General features: G+C 51.4%; 10 protein-coding genes. 2 read left to right on the top strand and 8 right to left on the bottom strand.

Going from position 1 to position 14950, the window contains the following annotated elements:
• Position 1 precedes the first annotated feature (1 nt).
• Positions 2-1246 carry an ABC transporter substrate-binding protein gene (locus ABRZ26_RS07180; protein WP_413556151.1) on the bottom strand — a complete coding sequence of 415 codons (1245 nt, stop codon included), beginning with the start codon at positions 1244-1246 and terminating at the stop codon, positions 2-4.
• A 357-nt stretch (positions 1247-1603) separates the two neighbouring features.
• On the opposite strand from ABRZ26_RS07180, the gene pgtP reads away from it, so the two are divergent.
• Complete coding sequence (pgtP, locus tag ABRZ26_RS07175; RefSeq protein WP_319603564.1) at positions 1604-2953, top strand: phosphoglycerate transporter PgtP; 1350 nt, start codon at positions 1604-1606, stop codon at positions 2951-2953.
• Between the two features lie 62 nt (positions 2954-3015).
• Here the strand turns inward: pgtP and yajL are convergent, their stop codons facing one another.
• Both yajL and panE read right to left on the bottom strand, forming a co-directional pair.
• Positions 3016-3606: a protein deglycase YajL gene (gene yajL, locus ABRZ26_RS07170; protein ID WP_319603563.1), complete on the bottom strand. Its 591-nt coding sequence runs from the start codon at positions 3604-3606 to the stop codon at positions 3016-3018.
• The gene (gene panE / locus ABRZ26_RS07165) at positions 3569-4486 is read right to left on the bottom strand and encodes a 2-dehydropantoate 2-reductase (RefSeq protein ID WP_319603562.1); all 918 of its coding nucleotides are present in this window, start codon (positions 4484-4486) and stop codon (positions 3569-3571) included. The genes yajL and panE overlap by 38 nt, the downstream gene beginning before the upstream one ends.
• 217 nt (positions 4487-4703) lie before the next feature.
• Between panE and ABRZ26_RS07160 the strand changes: the two genes are divergently transcribed.
• Entirely contained in the window at positions 4704-5195 is a 492-nt protein-coding gene (locus ABRZ26_RS07160; protein ID WP_319603561.1) for a YajQ family cyclic di-GMP-binding protein, read from the top strand.
• Positions 5196-5423: 228 nt separating this feature from the next.
• Here ABRZ26_RS07160 and putA read toward each other — a convergent pair whose 3' ends face one another.
• The 5 genes from putA to cyoE form a co-directional block, all read right to left on the bottom strand.
• Positions 5424-9206: a trifunctional transcriptional regulator/proline dehydrogenase/L-glutamate gamma-semialdehyde dehydrogenase gene (putA, locus tag ABRZ26_RS07155; RefSeq protein WP_319603560.1), complete on the bottom strand. Its 3783-nt coding sequence runs from the start codon at positions 9204-9206 to the stop codon at positions 5424-5426.
• Positions 9207-9391: 185 nt separating this feature from the next.
• Positions 9392-10933, bottom strand: coding sequence for an amino acid ABC transporter permease/ATP-binding protein (locus tag ABRZ26_RS07150; protein ID WP_319603559.1), 1542 nt, complete (start codon positions 10931-10933; stop codon positions 9392-9394).
• A 331-nt stretch (positions 10934-11264) separates the two neighbouring features.
• Positions 11265-12161 carry a transporter substrate-binding domain-containing protein gene (locus tag ABRZ26_RS07145; RefSeq protein WP_319603558.1) on the bottom strand — a complete coding sequence of 299 codons (897 nt, stop codon included), beginning with the start codon at positions 12159-12161 and terminating at the stop codon, positions 11265-11267.
• 365 nt (positions 12162-12526) lie between these two features.
• A complete protein-coding gene (locus tag ABRZ26_RS07140; protein WP_319603557.1) occupies positions 12527-13900 on the bottom strand; it encodes an MFS transporter in 1374 nt (457 codons plus the stop codon).
• Between the two features lie 155 nt (positions 13901-14055).
• On the bottom strand, positions 14056-14943 hold the full coding sequence (gene cyoE / locus ABRZ26_RS07135) for a heme o synthase (RefSeq protein ID WP_319603556.1): 888 nt from the start codon (positions 14941-14943) through the stop codon (positions 14056-14058).
• Between the last annotated feature and the right edge of the window lie 7 nt (positions 14944-14950).

The following is a 14950-nucleotide window of genomic DNA, read 5'->3' as shown; positions in this document are numbered from 1 at the left end:
ATCACTGCGCCGCCTCCAGTAGCTGAAGCGCCGACTGCTGTTGATGCTGAAAAAACTGCTGCCATTCTATTAAGCGTGATTCAAGCGGCGCGGTATTGTCCGTCGACGGGTTGAACTGCCGCAGGTATTCGGCATCGTCGGCTTGTTGCGCGCTGACGGGCATGGCGGTCAGTAGGGCGCGAATGTCGGGCAACGGGCGATGAAGACGCGCTTCCGCGTTATGCAGCGCTTTCCAGACATCCTGAGACTGATTCAGGCGGAAGGTAATGGCGGTATCGAACAGCCGCTGAACCAATTTCTGGCGTAGTAAAATGCGGCGGTAATCGGGCGGCGATGATTGCAGCAGAATATATTGTTGCTGGGCGCGCGGATTGGTTGTCGGCAGAGGAAAAACCGGGAATTTACCCGTATCGGTATCGGAGAGGATCTCCTGCCCCTGTTTGCCGAGTAAAAAGTGAATAAAACGTATCGCCTGCTCTTTATTCGCGCTATTACGGGCAACGGCGATAAACGTAGGAGCGGCGCCGGAGTGGGGAATATAACGAAATATCAGATAGGGATCTTTTAACAGCGGCGTGGCGTAATTATCAATTATCGGACCGGCCATGCCCAACCCGGTTTTTATTTTGCTGGCGACGCCAAAACTGCGTGAGGAAATGGTCGCCAGGTTGCCGGAAATTTCCATTAGCGTCGACCAGCCTTCTCGCCATCCTTGTTTTTGCAGCAACATTTCAATCATCAGATGGCTGGTATCCGAGCGGGAAGGGTTGCTCATCAGAATCAACGACTGATAGCGAGGATCTTTTAGCCGATCCCAGCTATCCGGCGGCGGCAGGTTTCTCTCTTGCAGCGCGGCGGCATTAGCCAGAATGCCGAACCCGGAGATGGCGATAGCGGCGGCGCTGCCGCGGATAGAGTCGGGAACCAGCCGCTGACTTTCCGGGGGAAGCGCCGGAAGCGGCGATAGCAGTTGCTGATCCTGTAAATGCTGCATCAGCATGGGGGATGACGTCAGGATCAGATCGACGCCGTCGTTTAATGGCGTATCCATCAAACGCTCCAGCGAAGAGCTGGTGCGGTTTAGCGCGCGAACAGGGATGGATGGCGATTGCCGTTGCCAGTGAGACAGAATATTCGCCGTTGCCTCGGGCGAGAAGGTGGTGGCGATAACCAATTCATTCGCCCACAGCGGCGACAACATCAGAAAGTTTATAAGCCAGAGCGTTACCAGCCGGAACGAACGCATTTTTACACCTGTTTTGTGTGACTCGCATCAAAAAAATAAAAAATAGAGAATAAAGGATTTAACGCGTATTTGTTCCATTTTTTACCATTTTAACCGGGGTGATGTGAAATAAAAAAATTGAATTGAGATAATATCGACGCGTGATTTTTTATTTTTGAGTCAAATTTGACTCAATATCGGGCGGTTGCATCCGCGCCGCAATCTATTCATGCTGTGCGCATGCCGTAGTGGAGTCGAATGAAACCTCAGTTTATGTGATTTTTATCTAGCTTCGTTTATTCCATTCATATTTCACCCAAGCGTTTTACTTGGGTTGATGGCTATTTGTCTTTATTATTAGTCGTACCAGGGGAAATTATGTTTTCATTTATTAAACCCAAAGTCGCAACGCATAAAGTTCCTGATAGTAAAATTATGGCAGTTTATCAGCGTAATCGAATTCAGGCGCTTTTGGGCGTTTTTCTTGGTTATTTATCTTATTATATTGTTCGTAATAACTTCACGCTTTCCACGCCGTATTTAAAAGAACACTTACATTTAAGTGCGACGGAGATTGGCTTGCTTAGCAGCTGTATGCTGATTACCTATGGCATCAGTAAAGGCGTGATGAGCAGCCTGGCGGATAAAGCGAATCCGAAAGCGTATATGGCTATCGGGCTGTTGCTGTGCGCATTGGTCAATATCGGCATGGGCTTCAGCGGCGCGTTCTGGCTCTTCAGCCTGCTGGTGATATTTAATGGCGTTTTCCAGGGTATGGGCGTCGGGCCGTCCTTTATCACCATTGCGAACTGGTTCCCCCGGCGCGAGCGGGGACGCGTCGGCGCGATGTGGAATATTTCTCATAATGTGGGCGGCGGGGTGGTCGCGCCGATAGTCGGCACCGCATTCGCTTTTCTGGGCAGCGAACACTGGCAGACCGCCAGCTATATCGTACCCGCCCTGATTGCGATGTTAATGGCGGGCGTGGTGCTGCTGATTGGCAAAGGTTCGCCCGTTAGTGAAGGCTTGCCTCCGCTGCCCGAGATCATCAAGGACGAAGTTGTCATTGATGGCGCGAAACAGGTTCATGCCGCGCCGGAAAATATGACCACCTGGCAGATCTTCTGTACCTATGTGTTGAAAAACAAACACGCCTGGTACATCTCTTTTGTCGATGTCTTTGTCTATATGGTGCGCTTTGGCGTCATTAGCTGGTTGCCCATCTATCTGTTAAGCGAAAAACATTTCAGCAAAAGTGAAATGGGCGTCGCGTTTCTGTTTTTTGAATGGGCGGCGATCCCGTCAACCTTATTCGCCGGATGGCTGTCGGATAAATTATTCCGTGGACGTCGTATGCCGCTGGCGATGATTTGTATGGCGTTGATATTCATTTGTCTGTTCGGATACTGGAAATCGGATTCATTGCTGGTGGTCACTTTCTTCGCCGCGGTTGTGGGCTGCCTGATTTATGTGCCGCAATTTCTGGCTTCCGTGCAAACCATGGAGATTGTTCCCAGTTTTGCCGTGGGGTCTGCGGTCGGCCTGCGCGGATTTATGAGCTATATCCTGGGGGCCAGCCTTGGCACCAGTCTGTTTGGTTTTATCGTCGATAAGTCAGGCTGGCATGGCGGTTTTTATCTGCTGATGGGCGGCGTCATTTGCTGCATTATTTTCTGCTATCTGTCTCACCGGGGCGCGCTGGAATTGGAACGGCAACGCGCCCGATAAAACAGCATGATGATTGATCAATGCCGCCTCGCCCGTGGGGCGGCATTGTCGTCCCTGGCGAGTCAATCTGCAAAGTTATAGATACCGGGCGGCAGAATCAGCTGCGCCGCTACCTCGGCCGCTTTCGCTTTGCCCAGCAGCAGGTCAATCAGCTTCAGGGCGAAATCCATGCTGGTACCCGGCCCTTGCGAGGTCAGCAGGCTGACGCGCGGATCGTAGACCACCCGTTTATCCATCCATTTCTCCGGCGCGATTTTATCCTGCAACGCCGGGTAACCGGTCATGTTTCCGACAGGAAACAGCTGGTGATGTTCCAGCACCAGCGCCGGGCTGGCGCATATCGCGGCGACGATTTTTCCTTCCTGATGCATCTGACGAATGCACTCCACCAGTAGCGGACTATCGCGAAAACATTCGGCGCCCTGTAGCCCGCCGGGTAAAACCAGCGCGTCGAAATGGCGATCGGCAACAGCGACCAGCGGGGCATCGGCCAACAGTCTGACGCCGCGGGAACAGGTTATTTCAAGGTCGCCGTCGCTGGCCACGCTGGCGGTGGTGACCTGAATACCCGCCCTGACCAGCAGATCTATCGTCGTGACCGCCTCGGTTTCTTCGCTACCAGGAGCCAGACACACCAGTGCTGATGCGCTCATATTCATTTTCCTTACGCTTGATGGTTTCAAACAGGCGGCTATTTTCAGGCAGCGTCAGGCCGTGAATACGCGCCCGCCGCAGCAGATAACCGGTGATATAGTCAATTTCGGTATGCCGCTGCGCCAGGATGTCCTGTAGCATGGACGACGTATTGGCCGCAGTGTTCTGAAGGATCTGATTAATGTAGATCAGCAGACTCTCCGTTGAGGTATGAAAGCCTTCCCGCTCCATCACTTCCACAATTTCCTGACAAAGCGACGCCAATTGCGGCTGGCGATCCCGCAGGTCGCCGTTTTTGCAATGATAGAGGACGGTGAGCGGGTTGATGACGCAGTTAGCCGCCAGCTTCAACCAGCAGGTCACGGTAATGCTGTTATGCCAGGCGACGTCGGGTAAGGCCTGATGCAGAATCTCCGCCAGGCCGCTTTGCGCATCGGCATTGTTAAGCGAATTAACCGAACCGATGTGGGTGGTGCCTGCGGCGACATGAACGACGGTCGTGGCATCCCGGCGAGCGGCATGCGTCGTTACCCCTAAAATGACCGGTTGACTGAGCGGCGGCAGTTCTTCATACGTCCCCATCCCGTTGTGTAATAACAAAATAGTGCAATGCGGATTCAACTGCGGCAGTAATGAGATAATGGCATCGGAAACCTGCCAGGCTTTTAGCGTAACCAATAACAGCTCGCTGTGCGCCAGATGATCGGGATCGTTCGCGGTCAGATTCAGATTACAGTGCTGTCCATTCAGTTGGACCACATTAACCGGGCAAAAAGGTTGTGGAATACGCAGCCACCCCTGAACATCATGACCCTGTTGATGCAAGGCCGCCAGCCATAGCTGCCCGATCGCACCGCAACCAAGAACGGTTATTTTCATGTGATTCTCCCTTAATTGACTCGGGAACAAGCGTTCTTAATATAGGCTACTATCCGTTTATAACCTTCACCTTTCAAGCTGCGGGTGTCTTGGCTCCCCGAATGTCCGGCATCAGGGATATGCGCATTTGACGCAGTCTCGCATCATGAAATCTGTTGGGTATAGAGAAAAGGAGCGGTTATTATGCTTGCCGGTCAAAATTGTCAGGAGATTGATTATGCCATCTTTCGATATTGTTTCGGAAATTGATATGCAGGAAGTCCGTAATGCGGTGGATAACGCCACGCGTGAGCTGAGCACCCGTTGGGATTTCCGCAATGTGCCGGCCAGCTTTGAACTGAACGAAAAATCACAAAGCATCAAAGCCGCCAGCGAATCGGATTTTCAGGTTCAGCAACTGGTTGATATTTTGCGTGAAAAGCTGTTGAAACGCGGCATTGAGGGCAGCGCGCTGGAGGTCCCTGAAGAGATGGATCATAGCGGCAAAACCTATAGCGTCGACGCCAAATTGAAACAGGGCATAGAAAGCGCGCTGGCGAAAAAAATCGTTAAGCTGATTAAAGACAGCAAACTGAAGGTGCAGGCGCAGATTCAGGGCGAGCAGGTGCGGGTGACCGGGAAATCGCGCGACGATTTGCAAAGCGTGATGGCGTTGGTGCGCGGCGCCGATCTGGGGCAACCTTTCCAGTTTACCAATTTCCGTGATTGAGTCTTTATTGGCCGCTATCATCGCGCGCGGACGGTTGCGAAACCACGCCGCGCAAGCAGAACGGTGAGGACGGGGGGAAGCGTACAGAGAGATAAGGCGCTGAACGTTAGCTGCGCCGTCCTGCAAGGGAGAATCCCAGGGATGAGATGGCAGTCGGCGTAAGGGGTGATTCAACGCGTCGGGCGAACCATCACGGTTGGCCCGACGCCTGGGGTTTGAATCATTCGCTCATAGCGTCATCAGACGGGTGTTTCCTCCCGCCGCGGCCGTGTTCACACAGGTGGCGCGTTCGATAAGAAGACGTTCAAGACGGATAGCCGTTTCGCCGCTATTCAGCCCTTGCACCGACACAATCGCGCCCTTGCGTTCGGCGACCTTGATGCAGACATCTTGCCGCGATGCCGCGTCGCCGTGGTGTATCACCGAGTCAAAGTCGTGTGTGAAAAGCGTTGCCTCAGGCACAATATCAACAATCTCTTTAACCGCATCAGGCAATGAGTTATAGGCCGCCTTATTCTGTGCGCTATCCGGCCACAGCACCCGGCAACCCACGCTGGTTACCGCAGCCAACTGCGTCAGCAGGTCTTGCTGGTTTGCCGCCAGACATAACACCCGTTTTCTGGGCAACAGTTTATAGGTGTTTTCTTCTCCGGTTGGACCGGGTAAATGGCTATTGGTGTAGCTCGCGCTGTTTTCTTTGAACGCCTGGCATAACTGATGGATTTTACCGTCGTGTTGCTGCGACCATGCCAAGAGCGCGGTATGCGCGCGGCGTTGCGCGTATCCGGCGTCCAGTTTTTCCGGCTCGGCTACGGCGGTATAGCGCAATCCTTGTATTTGCGCGTCGGCAGGACACTGCGCCAGTAAGCGATAAACGTAGAGCGGCCCGCCCGCTTTCGGCCCGGTTCCGGATAAACCTTCGCCGCCGAAAGGCTGAACGCCGACCACGGCGCCCACCACATTACGGTTAATATATAAATTACCGACGTTGATCCGTTTGGCCACGCCGCCGATGGTGTCGTCAATCCGCGAATGAATGCCGAAGGTCAGGCCGTAACCTAAGCCGTTAATTTTTTCAACCAGTTCGGGAAGCTGCCGACTGTCATAACGCAGAAGGTGAAGTACCGGGCCGAATATCTCTTTATTGAGGTCTTCGATGGTTTTTATTTCAATTAATGTCGGCGTGATAAAATAGCCCTGTTTTTTCTCCGCATTATTCCGCTCGGCGTTATGGCTGGCCTGATAAACATAAAAACCTTTATTTTTCATCTGGTCGATATAGGACTCAATATTGCGCATGGCGTCCGCATCGATGACCGGCCCGATATCGGTGGCGATTTGTTCCGGATTCCCCATCCGGTATTCAATCATGGCGCCGCGTAATGCGGTTAACATCTGGTCGGCAACGTCGTTTTGTACGCAAAGCAAACGCAGTGCCGAACAGCGCTGACCGGCGCTGTCGAATGCTGAAATGATGCAGTCATTGATGACTTGCTCCGGCAGCGCCGAAGAATCAACAATCATGGCGTTAATGCCGCCCGTTTCCGCGATAAGCGGTATCGGTTTTCCCTGTGCGTCTGAGCGAGTGGCGATCTTTCTTTGAATAATGGCGGCGACGTCGGTAGAGCCGGTAAACATAACCCCGTTCACGCTTGCAGCCGTAATCAGTTTTTCACCAACCGTTTCACCCTGACCGGGCAACAGTTGCAGCACATCAATCGGAATGCCGGCCTCGTGCAGAATTTTTACCGCCAGATAAGCGATAAGCGGCGTTTGCTCGGCGGGTTTGGCGATAACGGTATTCCCGGTCGCCAGCGCGGCTGCTATTTGCCCGGTAAAAATGGCTAAGGGGAAATTCCAGGGGCTGATGCAAACAATCACCCCCAGTGGGATATGCGTATCATTGGAAAATGCGCTTTTCACCTGTTCGGCATAGTAATGCAGGAAATCCACCGCCTCGCGGATTTCGGCGATGGCATTAGTGACTGTTTTTCCTGCTTCCCTGATCAGCACGCCGATCAGTTCGCACATGCGCTGTTCCATCATGTCGGCGGCTTTACCCAACATTTCCGCCCGTTGCGCGGGAGCGACGTTTGCCCAACCGGCGCAGGCCCTTGCCGCCGCCGTCAGCGATGTTGAGATATCGGTATCGGTCGCTTCGCTCACGAAGCCAATTATGTCTCGCGATTCCGCGGGATTGATAACCGGCGTTCGCGGCGCGAGCGCGGATTTTTCCGCGGCGATCGGTTCCGCGTTAACCGGCGTCTGAGCGCTTTTTAGCAATATCGCGGCTAAATGACGCAGGCATTTTTCGCTATATAAATTCAAACCGGAAGAATTCTTTCTGCCCGCGCCATAAATATCTTTGGGCAATGGAATCCTGGGATGCGGCAAGCCAATGGCGTTCTCGTGCCTGGCTAAATTTTCAACTTCCGCCACCGGGTCGGCAACCAAATCATCAATTGAGATCGCAGGGTCGGCGATTTTGTTGACGAAGGAACTGTTCGAACCATTTTCCAGTAAGCGCCGAACTAAATAAGGCAGCAGGGTTTCGTGTGAGCCGACAGGCGCATAAATACGGCAAGGACGGTTCAGTTTTTCACTGCCGACCACTTCCTGATAAAGCGGTACGCCCATGCCATGTAAACATTGAAATTCATATTGCCGGGGATGATAGGTCTCTCCGGCCAGATAATAGACGGCGGCAAGCGTGTGGGCGTTATGCGTGGCGAACTGCGGATAAAACCATTCGGGCGCCGACAGTAACGAGGCGGCGCACGCCAGATAGGAAACATCGGAGTAGACCTTGCGCGTAAACACCGGATAGGTGTCGAGCCCGGCAATCTGCGCCCGTTTTATTTCGCTGTCCCAATAGGCGCCCTTAACCAGACGCACGCGCAGTCGCCGCCGGCTTTTTTGCGCCAGGTCTTTCAGAAATTCAATGACGTAAGCGCAGCGTTTTTGATAGGCCTGAACGACAAAACCAATTCCGTCCCAGGACTGAAGTTCGGGTTCGTTGCACAGGCGAGTCAATAAATCCAATGAAATATCTAAGCGATCGGCTTCCTCGGCATCAATCGTGATGGCGACATCATAGGATTTGGCCAGCAGGACTAACGACTTCAACGTTGGATAGATTTCATCAAACAGCCGGTCATATTGATGGCGGCTATAGCGCGGATGCAGCGCCGATAGCTTGAGTGAAAATTCGGCGCCGGAATAGATATCTTTTCCGGCGGAATATTGACCGATCTCGTGTAACGCGTTCTGGCAGCGCTGAATATAATTTTCCGCGTCGCTTTGCGTTAACGCCGCTTCACCCAGCATGTCATAGGTGTAGGTGAATCCCTGGCGCTCTATGCTGGATGCGCACTGCAACGCTTGCGATATCGTTTCTCCGGTAACAAAATGTCCGCTCATGATATGCATGGCGGCGTCCATCGCCTTGCGGATAAGCAGGGATGAACCATTGGCGACGATTTTTTTTAAACTGCCCGACATCGCTTTGGGGTCATTGTAACGCACCAGCGAGCCGGTAATTAATAATCCCCATGTCGCGGCATTAATAAAAAGAGATCGGTTTTTGCCGAAGTGGGCTTTCCAGTTTCGTCCCATGATTTTGTCGCGGATTAATAAATCACGGGTATAGTCATCGGGGATCCTGAGTAAGGCTTCGGCCAGGCACATCAGAGCCACGCCCTCTTTTGAAGAGAGCGAATATTCCTGTAATAAATTCTGGATTATTGACGCGCGATCCGTGCTGACTTTTTTATTGCGTAATGATGAGGCAAGCGAATGCGCAAGATGATGCGTTTTTGTATTTTGATCATCAGACATTTTAGCCTGATGAAAAAGACGCGTGACGACGTCCTGTTCCGGCAGTTCCCATGCCTGCGTGATGGCTTCTCTTTTCTCATCCTGCTCAGTCAGTTGCAGCGCGAATGCATTGAACGGCGCATATTTTTCCACGCCCTTATCCGGAACGTCCGTTTTATCCGTACTGATAATCATAAAAAACCTCATTCTATTTATTAATCAATTCGTGAAATTAATAGTCAGACGCGGTAAATATGTTTTTAGCCTGATTCCGGCAATAGCGGCGCTCGCTTACCTTGTTATCTTGATAAGTATATCCCAGGCATATCCACTCGCCATTTGACGCTGTTTTTAAATGAATTATCGCGATGACGCGCTAATCAAAGATTAAGATGATTAAGAGCATGCTTTTGACTATGAAGAAATTTTTCTAGTCTTACATCCCTGGAATGATGAATTTCATTCGGCGTGCCAATAGCGAGAATATTGCCATCTTCCATAAAGACGATGCGATCGGAGATTTTGAAAGCAAAAGACATCTCGTGAGTGACGATAACCATGGTCATGCCCTCTTGCGCCAGATCCTCGATAACTTTCAGCACTTCGCCGACCAGTTCCGGATCTAAAGCCGATGTCGGTTCGTCAAACAACATGATCGACGGTTTCATGGCCAGCGCGCGGGCCATGGCAACGCGTTGTTGTTGCCCTCCCGATAACTGATGCGGATATTTGTGCGCATGTTCAAGCAGGCCCACCTTTTTCAACAATATTAACCCTTGCATCTGGATGTCTTCTTTGGCGCCCAGGTGATGGTATAGAGGGGCGAACGTCACGTTGTCCAACGCCGTTTTATGCGGGAAGAGGTAAAACCCCTGAAAAACCATGCCGATTTTATCGGCTTGCTGATAGTAGTTTTTATCCGGCCGGCCATTGGCGGTAGGCTGAAGGAAAAGTTTATCATCAAGCATAATCAGGCCTTCATCGAGAGGCTCCAAGCCATTCATAGCCCGGATTAAGGTCGTTTTTCCTGAACCTGACGGACCGATAATCGAGATAACTTCGCCTTTTTTAACATCGAGATTGATATTCTTCAGGACGGTTTTATTGCCATAGCGTTTGCTTACATCGTTAAGTTGCATGGTGACGCGATGCTTGCTGCTATCAAATTTCCTCGCCTCCTGAAGGACGGGCGCCGTCGGCTGCGCTTCAACCAGCGCCAGCTCCCCGGCGCTGAGGGACTTGTGGCTTTTTTGGCTGGTATCCATCCATTTTTCAAGCAGATAGACGATGCGGTCAAAAACAGTAACGATAAGAATGTAGTAACACGAAACCGCGAGTAATGTTTCAATCACTTTGAAGTTCTGCGTGTAAAGCCGTTGCCCCACAAGCAGTATTTCGCCTAATGAAATAACGGAAACTAATGAGGTCAGCTTGACGATAACAATGAATTCATTAGCCAGCGAAGGCAGCGCGATGCGTATGGCCTGGGGAATGATGATGCATCTTTGGATCCCGAGGTAGTTAATATTGAGCGATTTCGCCGCTTCAATTTGTCCTTTATGCACCGACATCAGCCCGCCGCGATAAATTTCGGCGATAAAGGCGGATTCACATAAGATTAATGATATTAATCCGGCGATGAACGGTGATGAAAGCAAGTCCGACGTCGAGGTGAAGAACTGAGGCAAGTTGTAGATGAGGATGATTAAGACCAGCAGCGGCAGACTGCGGAAGAACCAGATATATAATTTTGCTATGGCGCTGATTACGGTGAAATGGGACTGTTTTGCCAGCGCAAGAATAAGTCCTAATAGGTTGCCGCCGATCCACGAGGAGATGCTTAATGCAATGACGACCAGCGTCGCTTGCCAAAAGTCATAATAAGAAAATAGCTCTATGAAATAATGAGTATCAAAATCCATAATTCATCCTGTTCTGAAATAACGCCAATCATCATTCGGCGGCGCAGGGCATCTGATTGGGATTAAATATCGCCCAAGAAGATTTAACAGCGCTTATCTGCTGATAAATATCGCCATGGCTCTTATTACGGCGTCAGGAAACACCGTTGTTGTGGCCAGTCGTTATCCGGAACAGACTCATATAGGGTAAAAATTGGATAAATTCACCCAGTGAGAATGTCCGTATCGTTATGGTTTAAAAAAATACTCCCGAGGCGTCATTACCGTCCCGACAGGATTTATTAATTAAATGCCGGCGGCTAATAAGCCCTGTTAACCGGCATGTTCTCCTTTACTGAAGCGTGCCGTTGAGTGCGGCTTCAACCTCGCTCGGCGAGGAAGCCGTGAGATTATAATTGGTCAGCAATGTTTTATATTCTGGCGACTGGACGACTTTTTTTACCGCCGCATCAAGCGTTTTATAGGTCTCTTCGTTACCTTTTTTCACGCCCAGTCCAATGAGGATAGGATAAATAATGCCGCTGCTTACGGTCAGCCGCTGCGTTTTTTTGGCGACATCGAATGCCACCGCCGAATCGTCAAACTGCACATCGACAGCCCGGGACATGACGGCCTGACTTGCTTCCGGGGCCGTTGGAAACTCTCTGATATCAATCGGTTTCAGCCCCTTATCGACACACAGGGTTTTAGATTCCCGGGCCATTTTAAACACCCACGCGGCGCCTTTGATTGAGCTGACTTTTTTCCCGCATAGCATGCCGAGCTCCGTCGGCTGAAAGGCATCGCCTTTTCTGGCGATTAATACACCGCCGGTTTTTACATAGGGAATAAAGTCGATCTGTTTTGCTCGCTCTGGCGTCATATATAATGAAGAGGCGATAACGTCAAATTTTCCGTTGTTCACTCCCATAATAAGATTAGCGAAGCGCGTGTCGATAAATTCCGGCGTTACGTTAAGTTCTTTTACCACCATGCTGATAAATTCCGCATCAAAACCAGCCGCTTTATGATTTTCAATATAATTATAAGGCGGGTAGGTGAGGTCTGCGCCCACCTTCAGCGATTCCGCGAATACGGGTTTTATTAGTGCGGATAACAGCGCGGCACACACGGGAATCGTATATTTTTTCATAAAATATGTTTTTTTCTCGGATAAATTTTCGTCCATGTCATTCCCCTTGATAGGCTGGCGGTTTAAGTTATTCCTTTGTTGAAAAGCATATATCATGCCACCTTATAAAATAAGAAATTATTATCTATGTAAACCCGGACATAAACTTAACTTATTTCACTGTCTCTATGCGCAATATATCGGGGGCGATAGCCAATAATAATGGCTGATTTTATTTTTATGGCGCAGCCGATAACCGGTGAATTTTCGTCTGACTGCGGGGGTTTTGTCGATTGACGGGATTGATAAGGGCTTTTAATGTTCGATACCGGAGCAGTTGCACAATGACGGTGCGGACGACCGTTAATCCCTATTTTAAATAGGGATACGGCGGTCATTAAGCTGATTTATCAGATGATTGATTTAGCCCTTGCGCGCTTCCGTGAATAGGATATTGCCAGATGAAACAAGGATATAGGCGTTTAATGCGAACTCAGGGTCAGCAGCCACTGTTCTAACTGTTGTCGGTTGATTTTCTTATTATCGATCTTGACGTAAGCGCTGCGCTCATCCGGCACGATAATCACCTCCGCCACGCCGGGCTGGGTACGCATTTGTTGTTCGAGATCGCGGTGATGCAAAGCCAAATCGGAGAGGGTAATTCTCAGACTGCTGAGGTAGGGCGGCTCCTGCATGGTGAAGCCGATAAGCAGCCACAATACGGCGATGCCTGCGCCGGCCGCGAAGACGACCGCCGCGCCATAGAGTTCAAACAGGGCGCCGCCCAGACTGCCGCCGATAGCCACGCCAAGAAACTGTGTCGTGGAATACACGCCCATCGCGGTGCCTTTATAGCCGGCTGGCGATTCTTTGCTGATCAACGACGGCAATAGCGCTTCCATCACGTTAAACGCCAGAAAGAACAACTGCACGCCGGCGATAATCTGCCAGAGCTGATTACCCGCGCCCCACAGCGCCAGCTCGGCGGCGATAAGCACCGCAATGCAGCCGACGAATACCTGCTTCATACGTCGTTTCAACTCGGCGTAGATAATGAACGGTACGACGCCGGCGAAGGAAACCAGCATGGTGACCAGATAGACTTTCCAGTGATCCTGCGGCGCAAGTCCGGCCTGTTCCATCACGCGCGGCAACGCCACAAAACTCGACATCAGCAGAATATGCAAACTCATAATGCCGAAGTTCAGTTTCAGCAGGCGGCTATTGGCTAAAACCTTATGAAAGCTGCCGCGTACGATGGCCGATTCCCGATTCAGCACGTGAGCCGGAGGGACGGGGATCAGAGTCATGGTGATCGCAATGCCCATCAGCGCCAGCGCGGCAATCCCCCAGAATAAGGCCTGCAAGCCAAAAGCATGGGTGACGATAGGGCCTGCCACCATGGCGATGGCAAAAGTGACGCCGAAGCTGACGCCGATAAAGGCCATCGCTTTGGTTCGATTTTGCTCGCGGGTAAGATCGGACAGCAAAGCCATCACCGCGGCGGAAATCGCCCCGGAACCCTGTAGCGCGCGGCCAAGAATGATTCCCCAGATGGAGTCGCTGAGCGCGGCGATGACGCTGCCCAGGGTAAAGACCAGCAGGCCAACGACAATCAAAGGCTTGCGGCCGATACGATCCGACATCAGACCAAAGGGAATTTGAAAAATCGCCTGCATCAGGCCATAAATGCCGATAGCAACGCCGATAAGCGATTCGCTGGCGCCCTGCAATGCCATGCCGTAGGTGGTCAGAACGGGCAGTACCATAAACATGCCGAGCATACGCAGCGAAAATACCGTACCTAGCCCCCACGTTGCGCGCAGCTCGCCGGGAGTCATTTTATTGTCGTTCATTAATACCTCTGGAAAACAGTCGGCGTTATTCTAGTGCGTTATTCGTCTTTGCGTAAACGACAGGTTTGTTACGGTATTTGCCATTGACGCCCTCCCCAGCGAAGGGGAGGGGCGGGGGGAAAGCCGGAAGGGTTGCTTGAGCGGCGTGCCGATGATTAACGTAAATAAGTCAGTAACACTTCCTGCGTCGGCGCGATGGAGTCAACGGACATCATCACGCTCAGCGAGGTAATGGCGACAATCGAGAAGATAAACAGTTTTTTCGCCCATACCCGGTCATCATTGGCGTTTTTATAGCCTGACAACGCCATGCCTAACCACCACACGCTGACGGCGGCGGCAACCACCAGGTATTTGTAACCCGCATAACCGCCCAGAGACAGCATCAGGGTGGCAATCATAAACGCCAGGATATACAGCGTGATATGGTTTTTCGCCACGGAAATGCCTTTCACCACCGGCAATACCGGAATATTGGCGGCCTGGTAATCCTTAAAGCGGAAAATGGCGATCGCGTAGGAGTGCGGCATCTGCCACAGGCTGAAGATCAGCAGCAGAATCAGCGCGCCTGCGTCGAATTGGTTGCTGACGGCGCAATAACCGATAACCGGCGGCGCGGCGCCGGACAGGCTGCCAATCAGCGTGCCGTAAACCGAATGACGCTTCATATACAGGCTGTAAACGCCGACATAAACCACGAAGCCCATCACCGCCAGCCACATGGCCAGCGGATTGGCGGCGATATACAGCAGCGCAAAACCGGCAATACCCAGCAGCGAAGCGTAAACCAGGGTTACCTTCAGCGAAATCAGACCCTTCACCAGAACCCTGTTTTTGGTTCTCTCCATTTTTTTATCGATATCGCGGTCGATAACGTTGTTAAACACACAACCCGACGCAACGACCAGCGATACTCCAAACAGCGTGGAAAGGAACAGGGGGTAATCAATGCTGCCTTGCGCGGCGAGGAGAAATCCGCCGATAACAGAAATCAGATTACCGAAAATAATGCCTGGTTTAGTGACTTGCAGGTATTTAATCATCTTTTAC

The organism is Brenneria sp. L4-2C (assembly GCF_040240335.1).
Classification (GTDB): Bacteria; Pseudomonadota; Gammaproteobacteria; order Enterobacterales; family Enterobacteriaceae; genus Brenneria.
The sequence above is the reverse complement of the archived record's forward strand: the minus strand, read 5'-3'. Positions and strand labels throughout refer to the sequence as shown.